This window comes from Paraburkholderia sp. BL23I1N1, from assembly GCF_003610295.1.
Classification (GTDB): domain Bacteria; phylum Pseudomonadota; class Gammaproteobacteria; order Burkholderiales; family Burkholderiaceae; genus Paraburkholderia.
The window spans coordinates 2,890,596-2,908,018 of record NZ_RAPV01000001.1 but is presented as its reverse complement, the minus strand read 5'-3'; the positions used below and the strand labels follow the sequence as shown (position 1 = coordinate 2,908,018).

The window sequence follows — 17,423 nt, the reverse complement described above, 5'->3', positions numbered from 1 at the left end:
CGTAACCAAGACAAGATGAGAACCAACCCCAAAATCGAGGAACTCGATATCTACGTCTGGGAGGGCAAGGCCGACATCGTCGACCGGGTCGCGCGCTGCATGGCGAGCTTCGACGTCGAAGTGATCCGCGCGGACGATATCGCGATCTCGCCTGAACGGACGGCGCTGCGGCCGTCGCTCGCGATCATAAGCGTCTCGGTGATCGACAGCGGCGCGCTGCTCATGCGCGACTGGCAGGCCGCGCACGGCATTCCCGTCGTGTGGGTCGGCGCCGCGCCGCGCGACCATGACCCAGCGACTTACCCGTCCGACTATTCGCACATCCTGCCGCTCGACTTCACCTGCGCCGAACTGCGCGGCATGGTCATGAAGCTGGTGTTGCAACTGCGCGCGCACAGCGCCAAGACGCACGAGTCGGATGCGATGATCGCCAACTCGGAGTGCATGCAGGCGCTGCTGCACGAAGTCGACACGTTTGCCGACTGCGACACGAGCGTGCTGGTGCACGGCGAAACCGGCGTCGGCAAGGAGCGCATCGCGCAATTGCTGCACGAAAAACATACCCGCTACGGCCAGGGGCCGTTCGTCGCGGTGAACTGCGGGGCGATTCCGGACGGTCTGTTCGAATCGCTGTTCTTCGGCCACTCGAAAGGCTCGTTTACGGGCGCGGTGGTCGCGCACAAGGGCTACTTCGAACAGTCCGACGGCGGCACGCTGTTCCTCGACGAAATCGGCGACCTGCCGCTCTACCAGCAGGTCAAGCTACTGCGCGTGCTCGAAGACAGCGCGGTCACGCGAATCGGTTCGGCCACGCCGGTGAAGCTCGATTTCCGGCTGGTGGCGGCGACCAACAAACATCTGCCGCAACTGGTCAAGGACGGCACCTTCCGCGCCGATCTTTACTATCGGCTTGCAGTGATCGAGTTGAAGATTCCGTCACTCGAAGAGCGGGGCGCGGTCGACAAGATTGCGATCTTCAAGGCGTTCATCGCGCAGATCGTCGGCAACGAGCGACTCGCCGCGTTACCGGATCTGCCGTACTGGCTCGCCGACGCGGTGGCCGACACGTATTTCCCCGGCAATGTGCGCGAGCTGCGCAACCTGGCCGAGCGGATCGGCGTGACGGTGCGTCAGATCGGCGCGTGGGACGCGGCGCGCCTGCAGCGGCTGCTCGCGCTTGCGCGCACCACCCAGCCGGTGCCCGCCGAGAGCGCCGCCGAGGTGCTGGTGGACCGCAGCAAATGGGACATGGCCGAGCGCAATCGCGTGCTGGCCGCGCTCGACGCAAACGGTTGGCGTCGTCAGGACACGGCACTTTATCTGGGCATCAGCCGCAAGGTTTTGTGGGAGAAGATGCGCAAGTACCAAATTTTTGACGAAGAGCCCGAAACGCGCGAAAGTGAGTAATAATGAGACGGTTGTACTAAAACAAAAACTGTTCGAGCAGGATTTACATGGACCGAAAGTCGAAACTACGGCAGATTGCCCTGGCTGCATTGATCGCGATGGGGGCCGTGCAGGGCGCGGGTGCGCAGGCTCTGCCGGATAGCGGGTCGAGTGCTGGCGTTGTTTCCCAGCCGGGCACGACGACGGCGTTGCCGGCCAATTCAGTGGCTGGACAGGCGCAGACGAGTGCGTTGACGCCGGACGAGGCCAAGCAATCCGCTGCGGGGAATGTGGCGGAATTGCAGCAGATGATCCGCGGCTCGGATCTGAGCGAATTGCGCACGACGTACAACGGTAGTTACGGAGCGAGCTTGCTGTTTTATGGCAAGGAGATGACGTACTACGTGGCGTTGTTCCAGCAGAAGAACTTCTGGCGTGTGATCAAGACGCAGGACGCCACGCGTGCCGACATGATCTACAAGGATTTTGTTCGTCAGACGCTGCAGCTGTCGGACGTCGAGATTCGCCGCACGCAACTGGAGGCGCAGAAGGCCTTCACGGAGCGCATGATCGCGTTGTCACAGGACCGTGCAAACCGCTTGCAGGCCGACCTCGACATCGCGCATCAGCAGCAGACGATTGTCACGAATCAGCAGCAGCAGACCCGAGCCGAAGCAACGGCGCTGGCGCAGCAGAAGGCTGCCGCACAAGACCAGCTGCGCGCCGCGCAGCGCCAGGTTCGCGAACTGCAGCGTCAACTGGAAACCGGCCTGCCGTCGCACTAAGCGCGACAGCGGGAAGACCGGAAGATGGGAGGGCGGAACACGGCGCCGAAAGCGCCGCCCGCCCCATTTACCCATTGGAGGTACAAGCCGTTTAAAAACGCAAGTCACCCTCCGCAGTAAAAAAACCGATTTCCCCAGTATCCCAGCCGCCAAGCGGCCACCCCCACCCCCCGATTTCCCACGCACACCTATCCGCGACGCACGCAGTGCAGAGTAGGATCGAATGACGCCTTTGTCACTGACGCGGAAGGTGCGAGAACTCGGATTCCAGATGCACCACCACCGTGGCTGCGCGGGGGACCCGCTTAAGAATTAGCGGTTTGAGCCGCTTTCTTTGCTTATCTTTCTTTGCGGCGGCAAAGAAAGTAAGTGCCGCCCCGCACAGGGGCGACGCTAATAGACCACTAAGAAAACAAGGAAAGGCCAACCCCGAGGGCAAACCAAAAAAACCGCCGCGCAAGGCCAAAAAACCCCTCACCATCAATGCGGCTTCTTCCGCCCCGAAGACTCATCTTCAACTGGCAAGCGCCGCGGCCCCCCCACATCAACAGCGATCGGATCACTTGCAGGAAAGCTTTCCTCGAGAGCCTCATCGAGCCGACTCTCCACGGACTCAGCGGACTGTGGCGTTTCCTTCGGGCGAGGTACCTGTTGCTTCTGCTTGGTCATGACATGCTCCGATAGAAGAAGAAAGCTGTCAGTTCAGCATAGCGCAAAGCGGACAAGGACGAACATCAGCCGAACGGCCAAAGCCCTCACACCGTAAGCATTTCCTTCACACCCCAAGGCGCAAACGCCCAAAAATCAAACCAGAAAACTACGAAGAAAAAAGCAAACGTTAAAACCATCCCGCATCAAGTCGTTCTCCGAGTGTCGCCTGAGAACAAAAACAACTCCGGCCAAACCAGCTGGCACACACCACGGCACACCGTGAACGGGCAACATCCAGGCTCAGGAGGGGAGCAAACAAAAAGTAGCGAACAACAAGGCAGCGACCAACATGGACCGAAAAAACCCTGCACGCGCGCAGCGCTTCAAACGCCTCACACGTAGTGGAAGCCGAACTGGAACATCTGGATTGGGCGACACGGCAACCGGCGCTACGCATGCTTGACGCCGTGTACTGGCGGCGCCGCGTGCTGGCGGTCAAATGCGGATTCGAGCTGACGGACTTGCAGGTGATGCGACTAGAGAAGATTTTGCAGCGGCTCGGCTATCCGTCGGAGTAGCCGGCCGCCGCGGCGGTGCTTTATTCGTTGCCGCCGCTGGTGCCGCCGTTGCCACCATGATTGCCGCCGCCATGGTTGCCACCGTCGCCGCCGCCCGTGCCGAACAGACGCCGGCGGCGTGTGACGACCACTGGCCCGTCGGACGTGCTGCTGCTACGATCGGACGCAGGGCGATCCGAGGCCGGCGCACCGTACGACTCGCGCGGTTCGCGGGTCTCACGATGTTCGCGCGGTTCACGCGAACCGTGCGGGCCGCGCGTGGTGTGCTCGCCGTGCGAAGGCCGCCCGGCGCGCGGCGCCGGACGCGTGCCGGTGTCGAGCTGGATCGTTGAGATCGCGCGCTTGTAGATGCCTTGCAGGCCGACAGGCGTGCGCAGCATCACCAGGTACTGATCGAACGACTCGATGCACCCTGTCAGGCGAATGCCGTTGACAAGGTAGATCTCGACGCGCTTTCGTTCTTTGCGCGCAGCGTTCATGAAATCGTTTTGCGGATGCGATTCTGCGGAAGCCATGGACAATTCAAGTTAGTAAAACGGTTGTTCGCCGCGATTCTACCCTGTGTGGGGGCGGAACGCGTCGGCGGCCGAACTGCGTCCACTATAACGGCTTGCGCGGACATAAGCATCTGATAACTATTGACTGTAACGTTGAGTTACGAATCTGCGTACGAATAGCGTCTTCTTCGGCCACGTTTGAGCACGCCGGATGCGGGTGGCGGAAAAAGAAGGGGCCTGACGCTGCCGCGCGTGGAATAAATCACAGCCCGCTCGCGTTATTTCAGACATGGCAGCGCTGCATTTTGCACGTTGCCGGTCGTGGCCAATCGGATTCCCGGCTCGCAGACGCCAGCCGGGCGCTCATCAGGAGACTCACTATGAAAGTATCCCGGATTCTTTCCGCCGCATTCGTGCTGCTCGCGCTCGCGCTAGGCTCGCTCGCCACGAGCGCCTGCACCTCCGCGACCGACAGCGGCGCTTCAAGCACCAGCGGTGGCTCAGGCAGTGGCGGCGGCTACTGAGCGTTGCCACGCCGGGTGAGTTTCGAAGCGGAAGTAATCTCGTGGCTCCCGCAGTTGCGTCGCTACGCGCGCGCACTGACGGGCGACCGGGCCTGGGCCGACGACCTCGTGCAGGATACGGCGGAGCGCGCGCTCGCGCGCTCGTCGGCGTTCCGTCCGAACAGCAACCTGCGTGCGTGGCTCCTGACGATCCTGCGGCATCTTTACATCGATCAGCTGCGCGGCCGCCGCGAGATTGCCGTCGACGACGAAAGCGCGCCGTGGCGCAATCTCGAAGCGCCGCATGGCGAAGTCGACGGTCTGGTGTTGCGCGATCTGCAGCGCGCGCTGTATTGCCTGCCGGTCGAGCAACGGGAAGTGCTGCTGCTCGTTTGCGTGGAGGAACTGTCTTATCAGGAAGCGTCGAAAGCGCTCGGTGTGCCGATCGGCACAGTGATGTCGCGGCTGTCGCGCGCGCGGGAACACATGCGCGTGCTGATGACGGAGGGCCCGGTCGAAGGGGGCGCTGCGGGGTTGGCGCGTAAGGTACCTCCGCTGAAAGTAGTGAGAAATCCGTGATGAATAACGACCACGAATCCAGCTTGCCTGAGGGGCCCGATCTGCGAGCGCTGTCGGCGTATGTCGACGGCGAGTTGCCGGCTGCGGCGCGCGCCGAAGTTGAGGCCGAACTGGCGCAGCAACCGCAGGCTGCCGCGAGAGTGGCTGCGTGGCGCGCGCAGAAAGCGGCGCTGCGGGCGCTGTACGGTGCGCCTCAGCGCAACGAGCAGGGCGAGCGCAATGAGTTCCGCGAAAGCACGGGGAGCCAGGGGCCGAGCGATACCGACGAGCCGGCCTTCATCGTAGTGCGGCGGCCGACACCATGGTGGCAACGCGTCGGCCTTGCGGCGTGCTGGCTCGCGGCCGGCGCGGGTCTCGCGCTCGCTTTGGGACCGCTCGCTCCGCGGCTGACGGGCGGCGCGTGGAACGGTCTGGGCGGCCAGCCGCCGAGCTTTGCCGAGCGCGCCGACATCGCCTATGCGGTGTACACGCCCGAGCGGCGTCATCCCGTCGAGGTCGCCGCGAACGAGGAAGAGCATCTGGTCAGCTGGCTGTCCAAGCGCCTGAACCGGCCGCTTTCGGTGCCGTTGTTGCAGGAGTACGGTTACTCGCTGGTCGGGGGGCGTTTGCTGCCCGGTGAAGCGGGGCCGGCCGCGCAGTTCATGTACGAAAATAGCAGCGGCGCACGGCTCACGCTGTACATCACGGGTATTTCTCGCGACGAAACCGCGTTCCGCCTGTTCCGCGACGGTAACCGCCGAACCTTCTACTGGGTGAGCGACCGCATGGGCTACGCGCTGTCCGGGCCGATTGCCGAAGACAAGCTGCGCTCGATTGCGATCGAGGTGTGCAGCGCGCTCGGCGGCAAACCGGAAACCTGGCAGTAGCGCGGAAAGCGCCGGATTGTTGCGAGTCGCAATGCCGGCGCGTGGCGGCGGCGAAATCATGCTGACTCTTTATCGGTTCGGCACGAGGCTGTGTTTCGGTGTAGCGTGTCTGTGCCTATGCACCGCCCGTGCAGCAAAGGAGCCACCTTGACGCGCAGCTTGCCGCCGGAAGTTTCCGCCGCCGCGTTCGATCGCGCGCTCGCCGGCTGGCGCTCGATTGTCGGTGAGCCGCAAGTCGTGACCTCGGCCGCCGGGCTCGCCGCGTATCTCGATCCGTTCGCGCCCGGCGAGCGCGAAGCGTTCTCTGCGTCCGCCGCGCTGCTGCCCGCATCCGTCGAGGAAATTCGCGCGGTGTTGCGGATTGCCAATCAATTCCGGATTCCGTTGTGGACCGTCTCGACCGGACGCAACTTCGCGTACGGTGGCGCCGCGCCGCGGCTGGCGGGTTCGGTGGTGCTCGACCTGCAGCGGATGAACCGCGTCATCGAAGTGAACGAGACACTCGCTTACGCGCTAGTCGAACCGGGCGTTAGCTATTTCGATCTCTACGCGCATCTGCGCGAGAAAGGCTACAAACTGTGGGTCGATCCGCCGGCGGCGGGTTGGGGCAGCGTGGTCGGCAATACGCTCGAGCGGGGCTTCGGCTATACCGCGTACGGCGACCACGCGGCGGCGCAGTGCGGCATGGAAGTCGTGCTCGCCAACGGTGACGTACTGCGCACCGGCATGGGCGGCATCGAAATCGGCACCGCGTGGCAACTGTATCAACCGGGCTACGGGCCGTCCTTCGACGCGATGTTCATGCAGTCGAATTACGGCATCGTCACCAAGCTCGGTGTCTGGCTGATGCCGGCGCCGCCCGCGTATCTGCTCGGCGAAATCCAGTTTCGACACGAAGCGGATCTCGAAGCGATTGTCGAAATCCTGCGGCCGTTGCGGCTCGATGAAACGATCCGCAATCACGCGGTGATCGAAGGCGGTTTGCGCCGGGCCGCGGGACTGTCGGCACGTCAGCAGTGGTACGAAGGCAAAGGCGCGATGCCCGAGAACGCGGTGGCGGCGATGCTCGACAAGCTGAACGTGGGTCGCTGGAATCTGCATTTCGCGCTATACGGTACGCCTGAATCGATCGACGCACGCAATGCGATCGTGCAGCGCGTATTCGCCCGCGTGCCGCAGGCGAAATTTTCGGCGGCTCGCTATGCAGGCGATGCGCAACCCACCGCAGGCGGCGATCGCAATATGGCCGGCATCCCCGCGATGAGCGCGTTCCGCATGCTCGACTGGCGCGGCGGCGCGGGCGCGCACGTGGACTTCGCACCGGTGTGCCCGGCGACCGGGCGCGACGCGCTGCGCCAATACACCATGGTGAAGACGCGCGCGGCGGAATACGGCTTCGATTACTACGGCGGTTTTACGGCTGGCGTGCGTCATCTGCATCACATTTTCGCGGCGATTTTCGACCGCGACGACGCGAATCAGGTCGAGCAGGCCGGCGCATTACTGCGTTCGCTTATGAGCGATGCGCGCGCCGCGGGTTACGGCGAATATCGCGCGCATCTCGCGTATATGGATTTCGCCGCGGCGCAGTACAGTTTCAACGATGGCGCGTTGCTGCGGCTTTCGGAAACGATCAAGGACGCGCTCGACCCGAACGGCATCCTCGCGCCGGGTAAGCAGGGGATCTGGCCGGCGGCGTGGCGCGACCGGCGGGGTTACACGTGAAGCCATGGACCGGCGCGCATTCATGATGACCGGCGCATGGTTTTCGACCGCGGCAGGTGGCGCGTGGCCATGGCTCGCGCATGCGGCCGCTCGCCAGGACACGCTCGCCGTGATCGATTCCTCCCTCGCGGGCGGCCCCGCGTTCGCCGGCTACGTCGCACACATGAAGCTGCCTGTGTTCGAAGCCGGCGATGACATCGGCATGCTCTGGTATACGACGCTGGCGCCGCGTCTCACGCAAGCGCCTGCGTCGCTGATCGGCCTCACCCGCGCATCCGATTACTTCGTGCTCAGGCAACTTGCCACCCGTGCAACGCGCATGATCGAGCACAGCTACGAGCAAGGCGCGGGCCCCATCGCGCATGTCGCCTTCGCGCTGACGCCACGCCTGGTCCGCCAGAACCGCTAGAACTTATAGGCTTTGTTCTTCGGATCGAAGGTCGAGTCGTCGAAGGTTCTCGGCGTAATGCTTTCGAAGACGATCTTCTCGAAGATCTTGCTGTCGTTGTCAAAAGACTCGACCGTGCGGAAATACGGATGCCGCAGATCGAGCCCGAGCGTTTCTTTCTTCGCATAGAACTGTGGCTGGCCATTCGGCGCTTCGAAGGTGAAGGCCACCACTCGCACGCCGTCGACCGTTTTCACTTCCACCTGAGTCGAGCGAGGCAGTCCGGCTTCAATGTATTTCCTGCCTTCAATGAGGTACTCATTGGCAATGTACTCGGTGCCGAGATCGCGCACCTGGTGGTTCGACTGTGCGCGGGCGAGGGCGCCCCTTAGCGAGGTCCACACCGGCATCACATTCATGATGCCGCCCAGGTGGCCATACATTTCGTCGGTGCGTTTGGATTCGTCGTAGATGCTTTCCTGGCCGGCGTGCGCGCCGTCGGGCAGCCACTTCGCGTAGATTCGCAGCGGATCGTGGGCGATGCGTACCAGCATGTGGTCCGGTTTGTCGGGCCACTGGCCGTGAATGCGTTCCGAGCGCGACATGACGAACTCGTATGACGGGTAACCGTTCGGCCCTTCCTTGATGTAACGCGGCAGCGCCAGCGGATCGAGCGACTGGAACAGGGCGACCAGTTGCGCGTCGTCGAGCTTCTCCATGGCGCCGCTTTGTTGCGCGGCGCGCAGCCACTTCACCTGCTGATCGAGCGTGAGCTTGCCGACCTGCGAGGACGACGTGGTGGGCGCCTTTACGACGTTGGCGGCGGCGGTCTCGAGCGCGGGTGGCGTGTCGTCGTTCTGCGCGAATGCCGGCGCTGTTGCCACTGCGGCAGCGCCGGCTATTAGCGCACCAATCACGAGTCCGCGTGATGAAGCAGTCAGGGACGTACGCAATGTTGCGCTCTCCGACGAAAAACAACGGGCGAGGCGCATGAATACCGGTGAGCGGCGCGAGCGTGCGGACATGCTGTGCTTCATGAATCTCTCCGAAAGGATAGCCGGCGCGATATCGAACGCCTTGCCTCTCAGGCAGGTTTTTGCTTCGCGAGTTCCTCGTCGCGCAGCGCACGGCGCAGAATCTTGCCGACATTGGTTTGCGGCAGCTCGTCGCGAAACTCGACGAGCTTCGGCACCTTGTAACCCGTAAGATTCTTGCGGCAGTGGGCGATCACCTGTTCCACGGTCAGCGACGGATTGCGCTTGACGATGAACACCTTCACCCGTTCGCCTTGCGCCTCGTCGGGCACGCCGATTGCGGCGACTTCGCGCACATCCGGAAGCGTGGCGATCACGTCTTCGATTTCGTTCGGATAGACGTTGAAGCCCGACACCAGGATCATGTCTTTCTTCCGGTCGATCAGACGGATGAAGCCGCGCGAATCCATCACGCCGATGTCGCCGGTGGCGAGCCAGCCGTCGTCGTCGATCACCTTGGCGGTTTCTTCTGGGCGATTCCAGTAGCCTTTCATTACCTGCGGCCCCTTCACGCACAGTTCGCCCGCTTCGCCGATGTTCGCCCACGTGCCGTCGTCTTTCTTGAAGCGCACTTGCGTGGACGGCGCGGGCAAGCCGATCGAGCCTTCGAAGTCGCGTATATTGCTCAGGTCCACCGGATTCATCGACACGATTGGCGAGCACTCGGTCAGCCCATAGCCTTCAATGATGGGCTTGCCGGTGACCGCCTTGAAGCGATCGGCGACCGATTTCTGCGTGGCCATGCCGCCGGCCATCGCGAGCTTCAGGTTCGAGAAGTCGCGCTTGCAGAACTCTTCGTTGTCGAGAAATGCGTTGTAGAGCGTGTTTACCGCCGTCATGCCGGTGAATTTCTCGTGACGGATGATCATCATCACGCGCTTCATATCGCGCGGATTGGCGATCAGGATATTGCGCCCGCCGAGCCCCATGAAAATCAGCGCGTTCACCGTCAGCGAATAGATGTGATAAAGCGGCAGCGGCGTGAGCACCGTTTCGATCTCGCCGCTCAATTGGCCTTCGGACCACGCCTTCGCCTGCAACAGGTTGGCGATGATGTTCCTGTGCGTAAGCATCGCCCCTTTGGCGACGCCGGTGGTCCCGCCGGTGTATTGCAGGAAGGCGATATCGTTGTGAGTGGGGCGCACGGGTGTTAGCGGCCGCGTGTAGCCGATCGCGAGCGCTTCGAGAAGCGGCACCGCTTTCGGCAGGTTGTACTTCGGCACCATCTTCTTCACGTGGCGCAGCATGAAATTGAGCAGGCGTCCCTTCAGATTCAGGCCGTCGGCGAGCAGATCGCCGAGGCCCGTCACGATCACGTTCTGCACCTTGGTGCCCGGCAGCGCGTCTTCAACAGTCTTGGCGAAGTTCTCGAACACGATGATGGTTTGCGCGCCGCTGTCCTTCAGCTGATGCGCAAGCTCGCGCACCGTGTAGAGGGGATTGACGTTGACCACCACGCCGCCGGCCTTGAGTACGCCGAACAGCGACACCGGATACTGAAACGTGTTCGGCAGCATGATCGCGACGCGTTCGCCGGGCTTCACGCCGATGCTTTGCAGATACGCCGCGAACGCAGCCGCCTTGCGGCCCAGTTCGCCATACGTCATGTTCGCGCCCACGCTCACATACGCCACGCGCTCGCGGAACTGCGCGATGCATTCGTCGAAGAACTGCACGAGCGATTCGTACTGGTTGACGTCGATCTCACGCGGTACGTCTGACGGATACGACGCGTACCAGATGCCGTCGGTGTTGGGCGCGCGATTCGCTGCTTGACCAGGCATCTGACCGGGCATCGGGTCCGCTACGTTCGCGAGCGGTGCGTTTCCGGCGGCGGGCGAGAGCGGGGCTTTCGTGGGCTGGGTCATCGGTCGTCTCCTGAAGCAAGGGTTTCATCTGTTTGTGTGCGTTCCAGAATGGCTACCACGCCCTGGCCGCCCGCCGCACAAATCGAAATCAGTCCGCGTGCGGTGCCGGCCGGCTTGTCGAGTTGCGCGAGCATTTTCGCGAGTCCGGCGACGATGCGGCCACCCGTGGCGGCAAACGGATGGCCGGTAGCGAGCGAGCTGCCGTTCACATTCAATTTTGCCCGATCGATCGCGCCGAGCGGCCCGGGCAAACCGAGCTGCGTGCGGCAATATTCGTCATCCTGCCATGCCGCCAGCGTGCACAACACCTGCGCGGCGAAGGCTTCGTGAATTTCGTATAGATCGAAGTCCTGCAAGGCGAGCCCCGCGCGCGCCAGCATGCGCGGCACGGCATAAGCGGGCGCCATCAGCAGGCCTTCTTTCTTGTCGAAAAAGTCGACGGCGGCGGTTTCGGACCAGCTTAAATACGCCAGCACCGGCAGTCCGTGCCTGGCCGCCCATTCTTCGCTTGCAAGCAGCACGGCGGAAGCGCCATCCGTTAGCGGCGTCGAATTGCCGGCGGTCAGCGTGCCCGCGTCGCGGTCGAATACCGGCTTCAGGCCGGAGAGTTTTTCGAGCGTCAGATCGGCGCGCAGATTGTTGTCGCGCGCAAGGCCACGGTACGGTGTCATCAGATCGTTGACGAAGCCGCGCGCATACGCTTCGGTGAGCTTGCGGTGGCTGTCGTAAGCGAGCACGTCCTGCGCTTCGCGCGAGATGTTCCAGCGCTTGGCCATCAGTTCGCAATGCTCGCCCATTGAAAGGCCAGTGCGCGGTTCGCCGTTGCGCGGCAAAAGCGGCTTGAAAAACATGCCCGGCCGCAGTTTGGCCAGCGCGCCGACGCGCTGGCCGGTGCTCTTGCCGCGATTCGCTTCGAGCAGGATCTTGCGCATGCGCTCGTTGACGCCGATCGGTGCGTCGGATGTCGTGTCGACGCCGCCCGCGATACCCACCTCGATCTGCCCGAGGGCGATTTTGTTGGCAACGAGAATGGCCGCTTCCAGCCCGGTTCCGCAGGCCTGCTGCACGTCGTAGGCCGGTGTTTCTTTCGCAAGTGTGGTGGACAGCACGGATTCGCGCGTCAGATTGAAATCGCGCGAGTGTTTGATGACCGCGCCGGCCGCCACTTCGCCCAGCCGTTCGCCATGCAGGTTGTAGCGGTCGATCAGGCCTTGCAGCGTGAAGGTCAGCATGTCCTGATTCGACGCGGTCGCGTAGGCGGTGTTCGAGCGGGCAAACGGAATCCGGTTGCCGCCGATAATGGCGACGCGGCGCACGGCGGGCTGCGGGTTGGACATGCTCGGCTCCTTTTGGGTCGTTCCCTGGTTATTCAATGGTGCGAATCAAGCGATCGATGCGAATGACAATTAAGGCTTCGTTGCGTCGACGGTTCTGTTAGCTCAACAACGATTTTCAGGCGGCTTCAATTCCATGCGGTGACGAAAACGGGCATGCGCGTGCGGGTGCGTGCGTTTGCCTCATAACAACCTCCACTGCATGCGGCCGCGCAAATGCGGCTTTTCTCCAGCGATATCGCGTACTTCGATGTCGCGCTCGATCAGCGAGGGCGACGCGCTCCACAGCGATGCCTCGCCCGGCAGCAGCATCGGTAATTTGAATTCGGCGGAGAGCGTGGCTTCGGCGAGCGGTTTCGGCGGTTGCAGCGCGGAGGCGGCGCGCGCCAGCGTCCACATGCCATGTGCAATCGCGCGCGGAAAGCCGAATGCTTTCGCGGACAGCGCAGTCAGGTGAATCGGGTTGTAGTCGCCGGACACGCTCGCGTAATCGCGGCCCAGTTGCGGCGGCAGTTGCCAGCGCGAGATGCGCTCCAGTGCGTCGTGCCCGAGTTCCAGCGGATCGAGCGGACTGCCGCGCGCCGGCACGTCGCGTTTCAGATAGACGCTGTCGCCGTCCCATACCGCTTCGCCGCGGCGGTACATGCGGGTATGCAGCACGAACGCCTGGCCCTTGTCGTGACGCAGCAGCGCGCCGAATTCCACCTCGACGCGCAACATGTCCTTATAAGCAAGCGGCCGGCGCAGGCGCACGTGGTTCGCCAGATGCACGAGGCCGAGCGCCGGCCAGGGAAACGCCGGGTCGGTCAGCATCAGCAGATGCAGCGGGAAGGCCAGCAGATGCGGATACGTGAGCGGCACACCGTGCTCGGGGATGAAGCCGCAGACCCGCGCATAACGCCAGACCGGCCCGGCATCGAGCGCCACGGCGGGACGCACGAGGCGCAATGCCGGCAGCTGCGCGTCGCGCCCGGGTTTGATGATGCCGGACAACGCGCGCCCATACAGCTTCGCCGGCGCGGGCAACTGGTCGATGACGACGGTCCTCGGACGGACCGCGCTCGCTCTATGATCACTCGTGAACGGATCACCCGGCTCAGCCATGCTCACGCTCCAATCAGGCTTTGTCCGCACACACGCACGATCTGGCCGCTCACGCCCGCCGATCCCGGATGCGCGAGCCACGCGATGGTCTGGGCGACGTCCACCGGCTGGCCGCCCTGGCTCATTGAATTCATCCGGCGGCCGGCCTCGCGGATGGTCAGCGGAATCTTCGCGGTCATCTGCGTTTCGATAAAGCCCGGCGCGACCGTGTTGATCGTGATGCCGCGCGCACGTAGATGCGGCGCCATGCTTTGCACCCGGCCGATCACGCCGGCTTTTGAAGCGGCGTAATTGGTCTGGCCGAGATTGCCGGCAATGCCGCTGATCGACGACACGCCGATAATGCGGCCGCCGTCGCGCAAGATGCCCGCCGCGAGCAGGGCGTCGTCGATCCGTTCCTGCGCGGACAGGTTGATGTCGATCACGCTCTGCCACGCCGCGTCGGTCATCTTCGCGATGGTTTTGTCTTTAGTGATGCCCGCGTTGTGCACGACGATATCCACGCCCTGTTCGTCGAGCGCCGCGGCGATCTGCGCGGGCGCTTCAGGCGCGGCGATGTCGAAGGCGAGGGCGGTGCCGTTCAACTGGCGCATGGTCGCGTCGAGCGCCTCGCGCGCCGACGGGATGTCGATGCCGATGACGTGCGCGCCTTCCGCAGCGAGCACGCTCGCAATCGACGCGCCGATCCCGCGCGCGGCGCCGGTGACCACGGCACGTCGGCCAGCTAGCGGCTGATGCCAGTCGAACGCCGGCACGGCATCGGCGCCGGCCCGCACGCCGATGCGTACCACCTGGCCCGACACATAAGCGGAGCGCGGCGATAGAAAGAATCGCAACGTCGCTTCGATACCGTTCTCGGCGCCTTGCTCCACGTAGACGAGATTCGCGGTAATGCCGCGCCGCGCTTCCTTGCCGAGCGAACGCGTGAGGCCTTCGAGCGCGCGCTGGGCCGTCCATTGGCGCGGCGTCGCGCAGGCTTCCGGCGGCCGACCCAGTACAACGATGCGGCCGCACTTGCCGAGCGAGCGCAACGTATCGTGGAAGAATGCGTGCAGCGGTTCGAGCTGGCTGCTGTCTTCGATACCGCTTGCATCGAATAGCAGGGCAGTGAGCTTGCCGTGCGAACCGGACTCCGCCGCCTCGAAACGGCCCGTCATCAGACCATGGCGATTTGCGAGCGGCACCCACAGCCCCGCGCTTTCATGCGCCACGCTGGTCATGCCGATGCTCGCGACGAGACTCGCGAGCGCATCAAGCAGATGCGGCTCGCGACCCGCGCCGATCGCGATCAGGCCGTCGAACTCGGGCTGGTCCGCGCGATAGCGGCGCAGTACCTCGGGTTTCGGTAGGCCTAACGAGCGCGCAAGGCGCGCGCCGAATGGCGAATTGACGAAGTTCAGATAAGAGTCGTTCATTTTTTTCGTTGCTCCGCTGGCCACGGTCGAAGGAAGTCCCCGGGGGACGTCGAACGTGTGTCAGTGTGCACCCAGTTTGGGGCATCTGAGTGTGCCCCGCCGGGATGTTTTTTTAAAGGCACTCAGGCCGCGAGTTCCAACGCTTTTTCGAGCATATCCTTACGCTTTTGCAAATGGGCGAGCATGTCGAAATCGGGCGGGAAGTCGTCGACCTGAACGACTTGCGCGCCGTACCGCGCGTAGTCTTCCAGCACGCGGCGATCGTCGGCATCGATCAGGCCTTTCTGCTCGGCCACTTCGGTCCATGCGGCCAGTTGCGGCAGGCTCTGCGGCATCGGTTCGAGCAGGCCTTGTTTGACCGCTTCACGCAGTTTCTGGTCGATCTGCGTGAAGCGCGGGTTCAGCTCGAACACGAGTTCGCCGTAGCCGAGCGCATCGACATCCGGATGCGGCACGTACGAGTCGGACACGAGGCGGTTGCGCGCCGCACCCGGCGTTTGCATCAGTTCAGCGATCTCGGTGCCGAGGCTATCGGACGGCTCGCGATATGGCAGGCCGAACGGGAAGGCCAGTACGCGCACGAGACCCGCGGCGAGGCGGTTCGGGTAGTTCGCGAGCACGCCGTCGAGCGCGCGTTGCGCCTTGTACAGCGAGTCTTCGACGCCCCAGCGCACCAGCGGCAGATCTTCTTCCTGACGGCCTTCGTCTTCGAAACGTTTGAGCGTCGCGGAGATCAGGTAGAGCTGCGAAAGCACGTCGCCCAGACGCCCGGAAATGCGCTCACGCCGTTTCAGATCGCCGCCGAGCACGAACATGGAGACGTCGGCGAGCAGCGCGAATGCGGTCGACATGCGGGTCGCCGCGCGGTAGTACGGCAGCAGCGGCGCGTACGCCGTACGCGGCCTGACGATGAATGCGCCGCCCGTGATGCCATAAACAAAACTGCGCACAACGTTGGAGAGCGTGAAGCTGACGTGGCAGAAGAAAGCCGCATCGAAATCGCGCAGCGCCTTGGCGCGATCCGTCTCGCGCGTGGCCGCCATTTCCTTCAGCACATACGGATGGCAGCGAATCGCACCCTGGCCGAAGATGATCAGGCAACGCGTGAGGATGTTCGCGCCTTCCACGGTGATCGCAATCGGCACCTGCTGATAGGCGCGCGCGAGAAAGTTCGACGGTCCCATGCAGATGCCCTTGCCGGCGGCGACGTCCATGCCGTCGTTGATGACCATGCGGGCGCGTTCGGTGATGTGATACTTCGCGATCGCCGAAATCACCGAGGGTTTTTCGCCGAGGTCCACCGCATGCGCGGACAGGCGGCGCGCGGCGTCCATCACATAGAGATTGCCGCCCATGCGGCCGAGTGCTTCCTGCACGCCTTCGAACTTGCCGACGGCGGTGCGGAACTGGCGGCGAATCGCGGCATAGGCGCCGGTGCCGCGCACGGCGATCTTCGCCATCCCCACATTCGACGACGGCAGCGAAATCGCGCGGCCCGCCGCAAGACACTCCATCAGCATGCGCCAGCCGTTGCCGACTTGCGCGCGACCGCCGATCACCCAGTCGAGCGGAATGAAAACGTCTTTGCCCGAGTTCGGACCGTTCTGGAACACCGCGTTCAGCGGCCAGTGACGGCGGCCGATGTTGACGCCTGGATGGTCGGCCGGAATCAGCGCGCAGGTGATACCGGGTTCTTCATTCGAGCCGAGCAGATGGTCGGGATCGAGCGCGCGGAACGCGAGGCCGAGCACGGTGGCGATCGGTCCGAGCGTGATATAGCGCTTGTCCCAGGTGACGCGAAAGCCCAGCGTTTCGCGGCCTTCAAACGTGCCTTTGCAGACGATGCCGACATCGGGAATCGCTGCCGCATCGGAACCCGCATAAGGGCTCGTCAACGCAAAGCAGGGGATGTCGTCGCCGCGAGCGAGGCGCGGCAGATAGTGATTCTTTTGCTCTTCGGTGCCGTAATGCATCAGCAGTTCAGCGGGGCCGAGCGAGTTCGGCACCATCACCGAAACGGCGGCGGCCGAGCAGCGCGTGGAGAGCTTCATGATGACCTGCGAATGCGCGTACGCGGAGAACTGCTTGCCGCCGTACCGCTTCGGAATGATCATGCCGAGAAAGCCTTGTTCCTTGATGTATTGCCAGGTTTCCGGCGACAGGTCCTGCCACACCATGGTGGTTTCCCAGTCGTTCGCGAGATCGCACAGACGCTCGCATTCGACATCGAGAAACGATTGTTCCTCGGCAGTGAGCGTAGCCGGGCCGTAGCCGAGCAGGGTGTCCCAATGCGGACGTCCGGAGAACAGTTCGGCGTCCCACCAGACGGTGCCGGCTTCGATGGCGTCGCGCTCGGTCGGCGACATTTCCGGCAGGATCTTGCGGAAGACGTCGAGCACCGGCTTCGTGAGCCACGCACGGCGCAGCGGTTTGATCGTGAGGACGAGGGCAGGGAGGACGAAAACGATCGCGAGCGCTGCAGTCGCTACCAGACCCGCTCCGCTGACATGCGCGGCCGCCACCCAGGCGATCATGAAGGCTAGCCACCATGAAGCGCGCGCCTGAACGTAGACGAGCGCGAGCGCGGCAATGACGAGCACTAGGATGAACCACGGCATGACGTTTCCTCCTGTTTCGATGGTGCGTGCGAACGCATCCACGGGTCGCGGACGGCTCGCGTTCTGTTGGTCTTCTAACTGGCGGTGTTGCT

The 17,423-nt window shown here is 63.4% G+C and carries 15 protein-coding genes and 1 pseudogene; 8 read left to right on the top strand and 8 right to left on the bottom strand.

Translation table 11 applies throughout. The annotated features are described in order from the left end of the window. Positions 1 to 15 precede the first annotated feature (15 nt). Positions 16 to 1,407, top strand: a complete 1,392-nt coding sequence (locus tag B0G76_RS13635; protein WP_120292864.1) for a sigma 54-interacting transcriptional regulator — start codon at positions 16 to 18, stop codon at positions 1,405 to 1,407. Between the two features lie 47 nt (positions 1,408 to 1,454). After that, the gene (locus tag B0G76_RS13630) at positions 1,455 to 2,171 is read left to right on the top strand and encodes a DUF2968 domain-containing protein (RefSeq protein WP_120292862.1); all 717 of its coding nucleotides are present in this window, start codon (positions 1,455 to 1,457) and stop codon (positions 2,169 to 2,171) included. 480 nt (positions 2,172 to 2,651) lie between these two features. On the opposite strand, the gene B0G76_RS13625 is transcribed toward B0G76_RS13630, so the two are convergent. Further along, on the bottom strand, positions 2,652 to 2,840 hold the full coding sequence (locus B0G76_RS13625) for a hypothetical protein (RefSeq protein WP_120292860.1): 189 nt from the start codon (positions 2,838 to 2,840) through the stop codon (positions 2,652 to 2,654). A gap of 331 nt (positions 2,841 to 3,171) precedes the next feature. Here B0G76_RS13625 and B0G76_RS13620 point away from each other — a divergent pair. Further along, a pseudogene (locus tag B0G76_RS13620) lies at positions 3,172 to 3,400 on the top strand (hypothetical protein). A 20-nt stretch (positions 3,401 to 3,420) separates the two neighbouring features. Here B0G76_RS13620 and hfq read toward each other — a convergent pair. After that, a complete protein-coding gene (gene hfq, locus B0G76_RS13615) occupies positions 3,421 to 3,915 on the bottom strand; it encodes an RNA chaperone Hfq (protein ID WP_120292856.1) in 495 nt (164 codons plus the stop codon). 362 nt (positions 3,916 to 4,277) lie between these two features. On the opposite strand from hfq, the gene B0G76_RS42865 reads away from it, so the two are divergent. The 5 genes from B0G76_RS42865 (at position 4,278) to B0G76_RS13595 (ending at position 7,979) form a co-directional block, all read left to right on the top strand. Next, a complete protein-coding gene (locus tag B0G76_RS42865; protein ID WP_183082044.1) occupies positions 4,278 to 4,421 on the top strand; it encodes a hypothetical protein in 144 nt (47 codons plus the stop codon). 15 nt (positions 4,422 to 4,436) lie between these two features. Further along, on the top strand, positions 4,437 to 4,979 hold the full coding sequence (locus B0G76_RS13610) for an RNA polymerase sigma factor (RefSeq protein WP_120292854.1): 543 nt from the start codon (positions 4,437 to 4,439) through the stop codon (positions 4,977 to 4,979). Beyond that, positions 4,979 to 5,845, top strand: a complete 867-nt coding sequence (locus tag B0G76_RS13605; RefSeq protein WP_120292852.1) for an anti-sigma factor — start codon at positions 4,979 to 4,981, stop codon at positions 5,843 to 5,845. Before B0G76_RS13610 ends, B0G76_RS13605 begins: the two co-directional genes overlap by 1 nt. Positions 5,846 to 5,992: 147 nt before the next feature. Further along, entirely contained in the window at positions 5,993 to 7,570 is a 1,578-nt protein-coding gene (locus B0G76_RS13600; protein ID WP_120292850.1) for an FAD-binding oxidoreductase, read from the top strand. A 4-nt stretch (positions 7,571 to 7,574) separates the two neighbouring features. After that, entirely contained in the window at positions 7,575 to 7,979 is a 405-nt protein-coding gene (locus B0G76_RS13595; RefSeq protein ID WP_120292848.1) for a hypothetical protein, read from the top strand. On the opposite strand, the gene B0G76_RS13590 is transcribed toward B0G76_RS13595, so the two are convergent. From B0G76_RS13590 to B0G76_RS13565, 6 genes are all read right to left on the bottom strand, one after another. Beyond that, entirely contained in the window at positions 7,976 to 8,995 is a 1,020-nt protein-coding gene (locus B0G76_RS13590; RefSeq protein ID WP_120292846.1) for a DUF1571 domain-containing protein, read from the bottom strand. The two genes, B0G76_RS13595 and B0G76_RS13590, sit on opposite strands and share 4 nt — an antisense overlap. A gap of 47 nt (positions 8,996 to 9,042) precedes the next feature. Further along, positions 9,043 to 10,860, bottom strand: coding sequence for an AMP-binding protein (locus B0G76_RS13585; protein ID WP_120292844.1), 1,818 nt, complete (start codon positions 10,858 to 10,860; stop codon positions 9,043 to 9,045). Then, on the bottom strand, positions 10,857 to 12,197 hold the full coding sequence (locus B0G76_RS13580; RefSeq protein WP_120292842.1) for an acetyl-CoA C-acetyltransferase: 1,341 nt from the start codon (positions 12,195 to 12,197) through the stop codon (positions 10,857 to 10,859). The genes B0G76_RS13585 and B0G76_RS13580 overlap by 4 nt, the downstream gene beginning before the upstream one ends. A 180-nt stretch (positions 12,198 to 12,377) precedes the next feature. Next, the gene (locus B0G76_RS13575) at positions 12,378 to 13,298 is read right to left on the bottom strand and encodes a MaoC/PaaZ C-terminal domain-containing protein (RefSeq protein ID WP_120292840.1); all 921 of its coding nucleotides are present in this window, start codon (positions 13,296 to 13,298) and stop codon (positions 12,378 to 12,380) included. Between the two features lie 2 nt (positions 13,299 to 13,300). Then, a complete protein-coding gene (locus B0G76_RS13570) occupies positions 13,301 to 14,713 on the bottom strand; it encodes a 3-oxoacyl-ACP reductase (RefSeq protein WP_120292838.1) in 1,413 nt (470 codons plus the stop codon). A 122-nt stretch (positions 14,714 to 14,835) separates the two neighbouring features. Next, complete coding sequence (locus tag B0G76_RS13565) at positions 14,836 to 17,331, bottom strand: acyl-CoA dehydrogenase (protein ID WP_120292836.1); 2,496 nt, start codon at positions 17,329 to 17,331, stop codon at positions 14,836 to 14,838. Between the last annotated feature and the right edge of the window lie 92 nt (positions 17,332 to 17,423).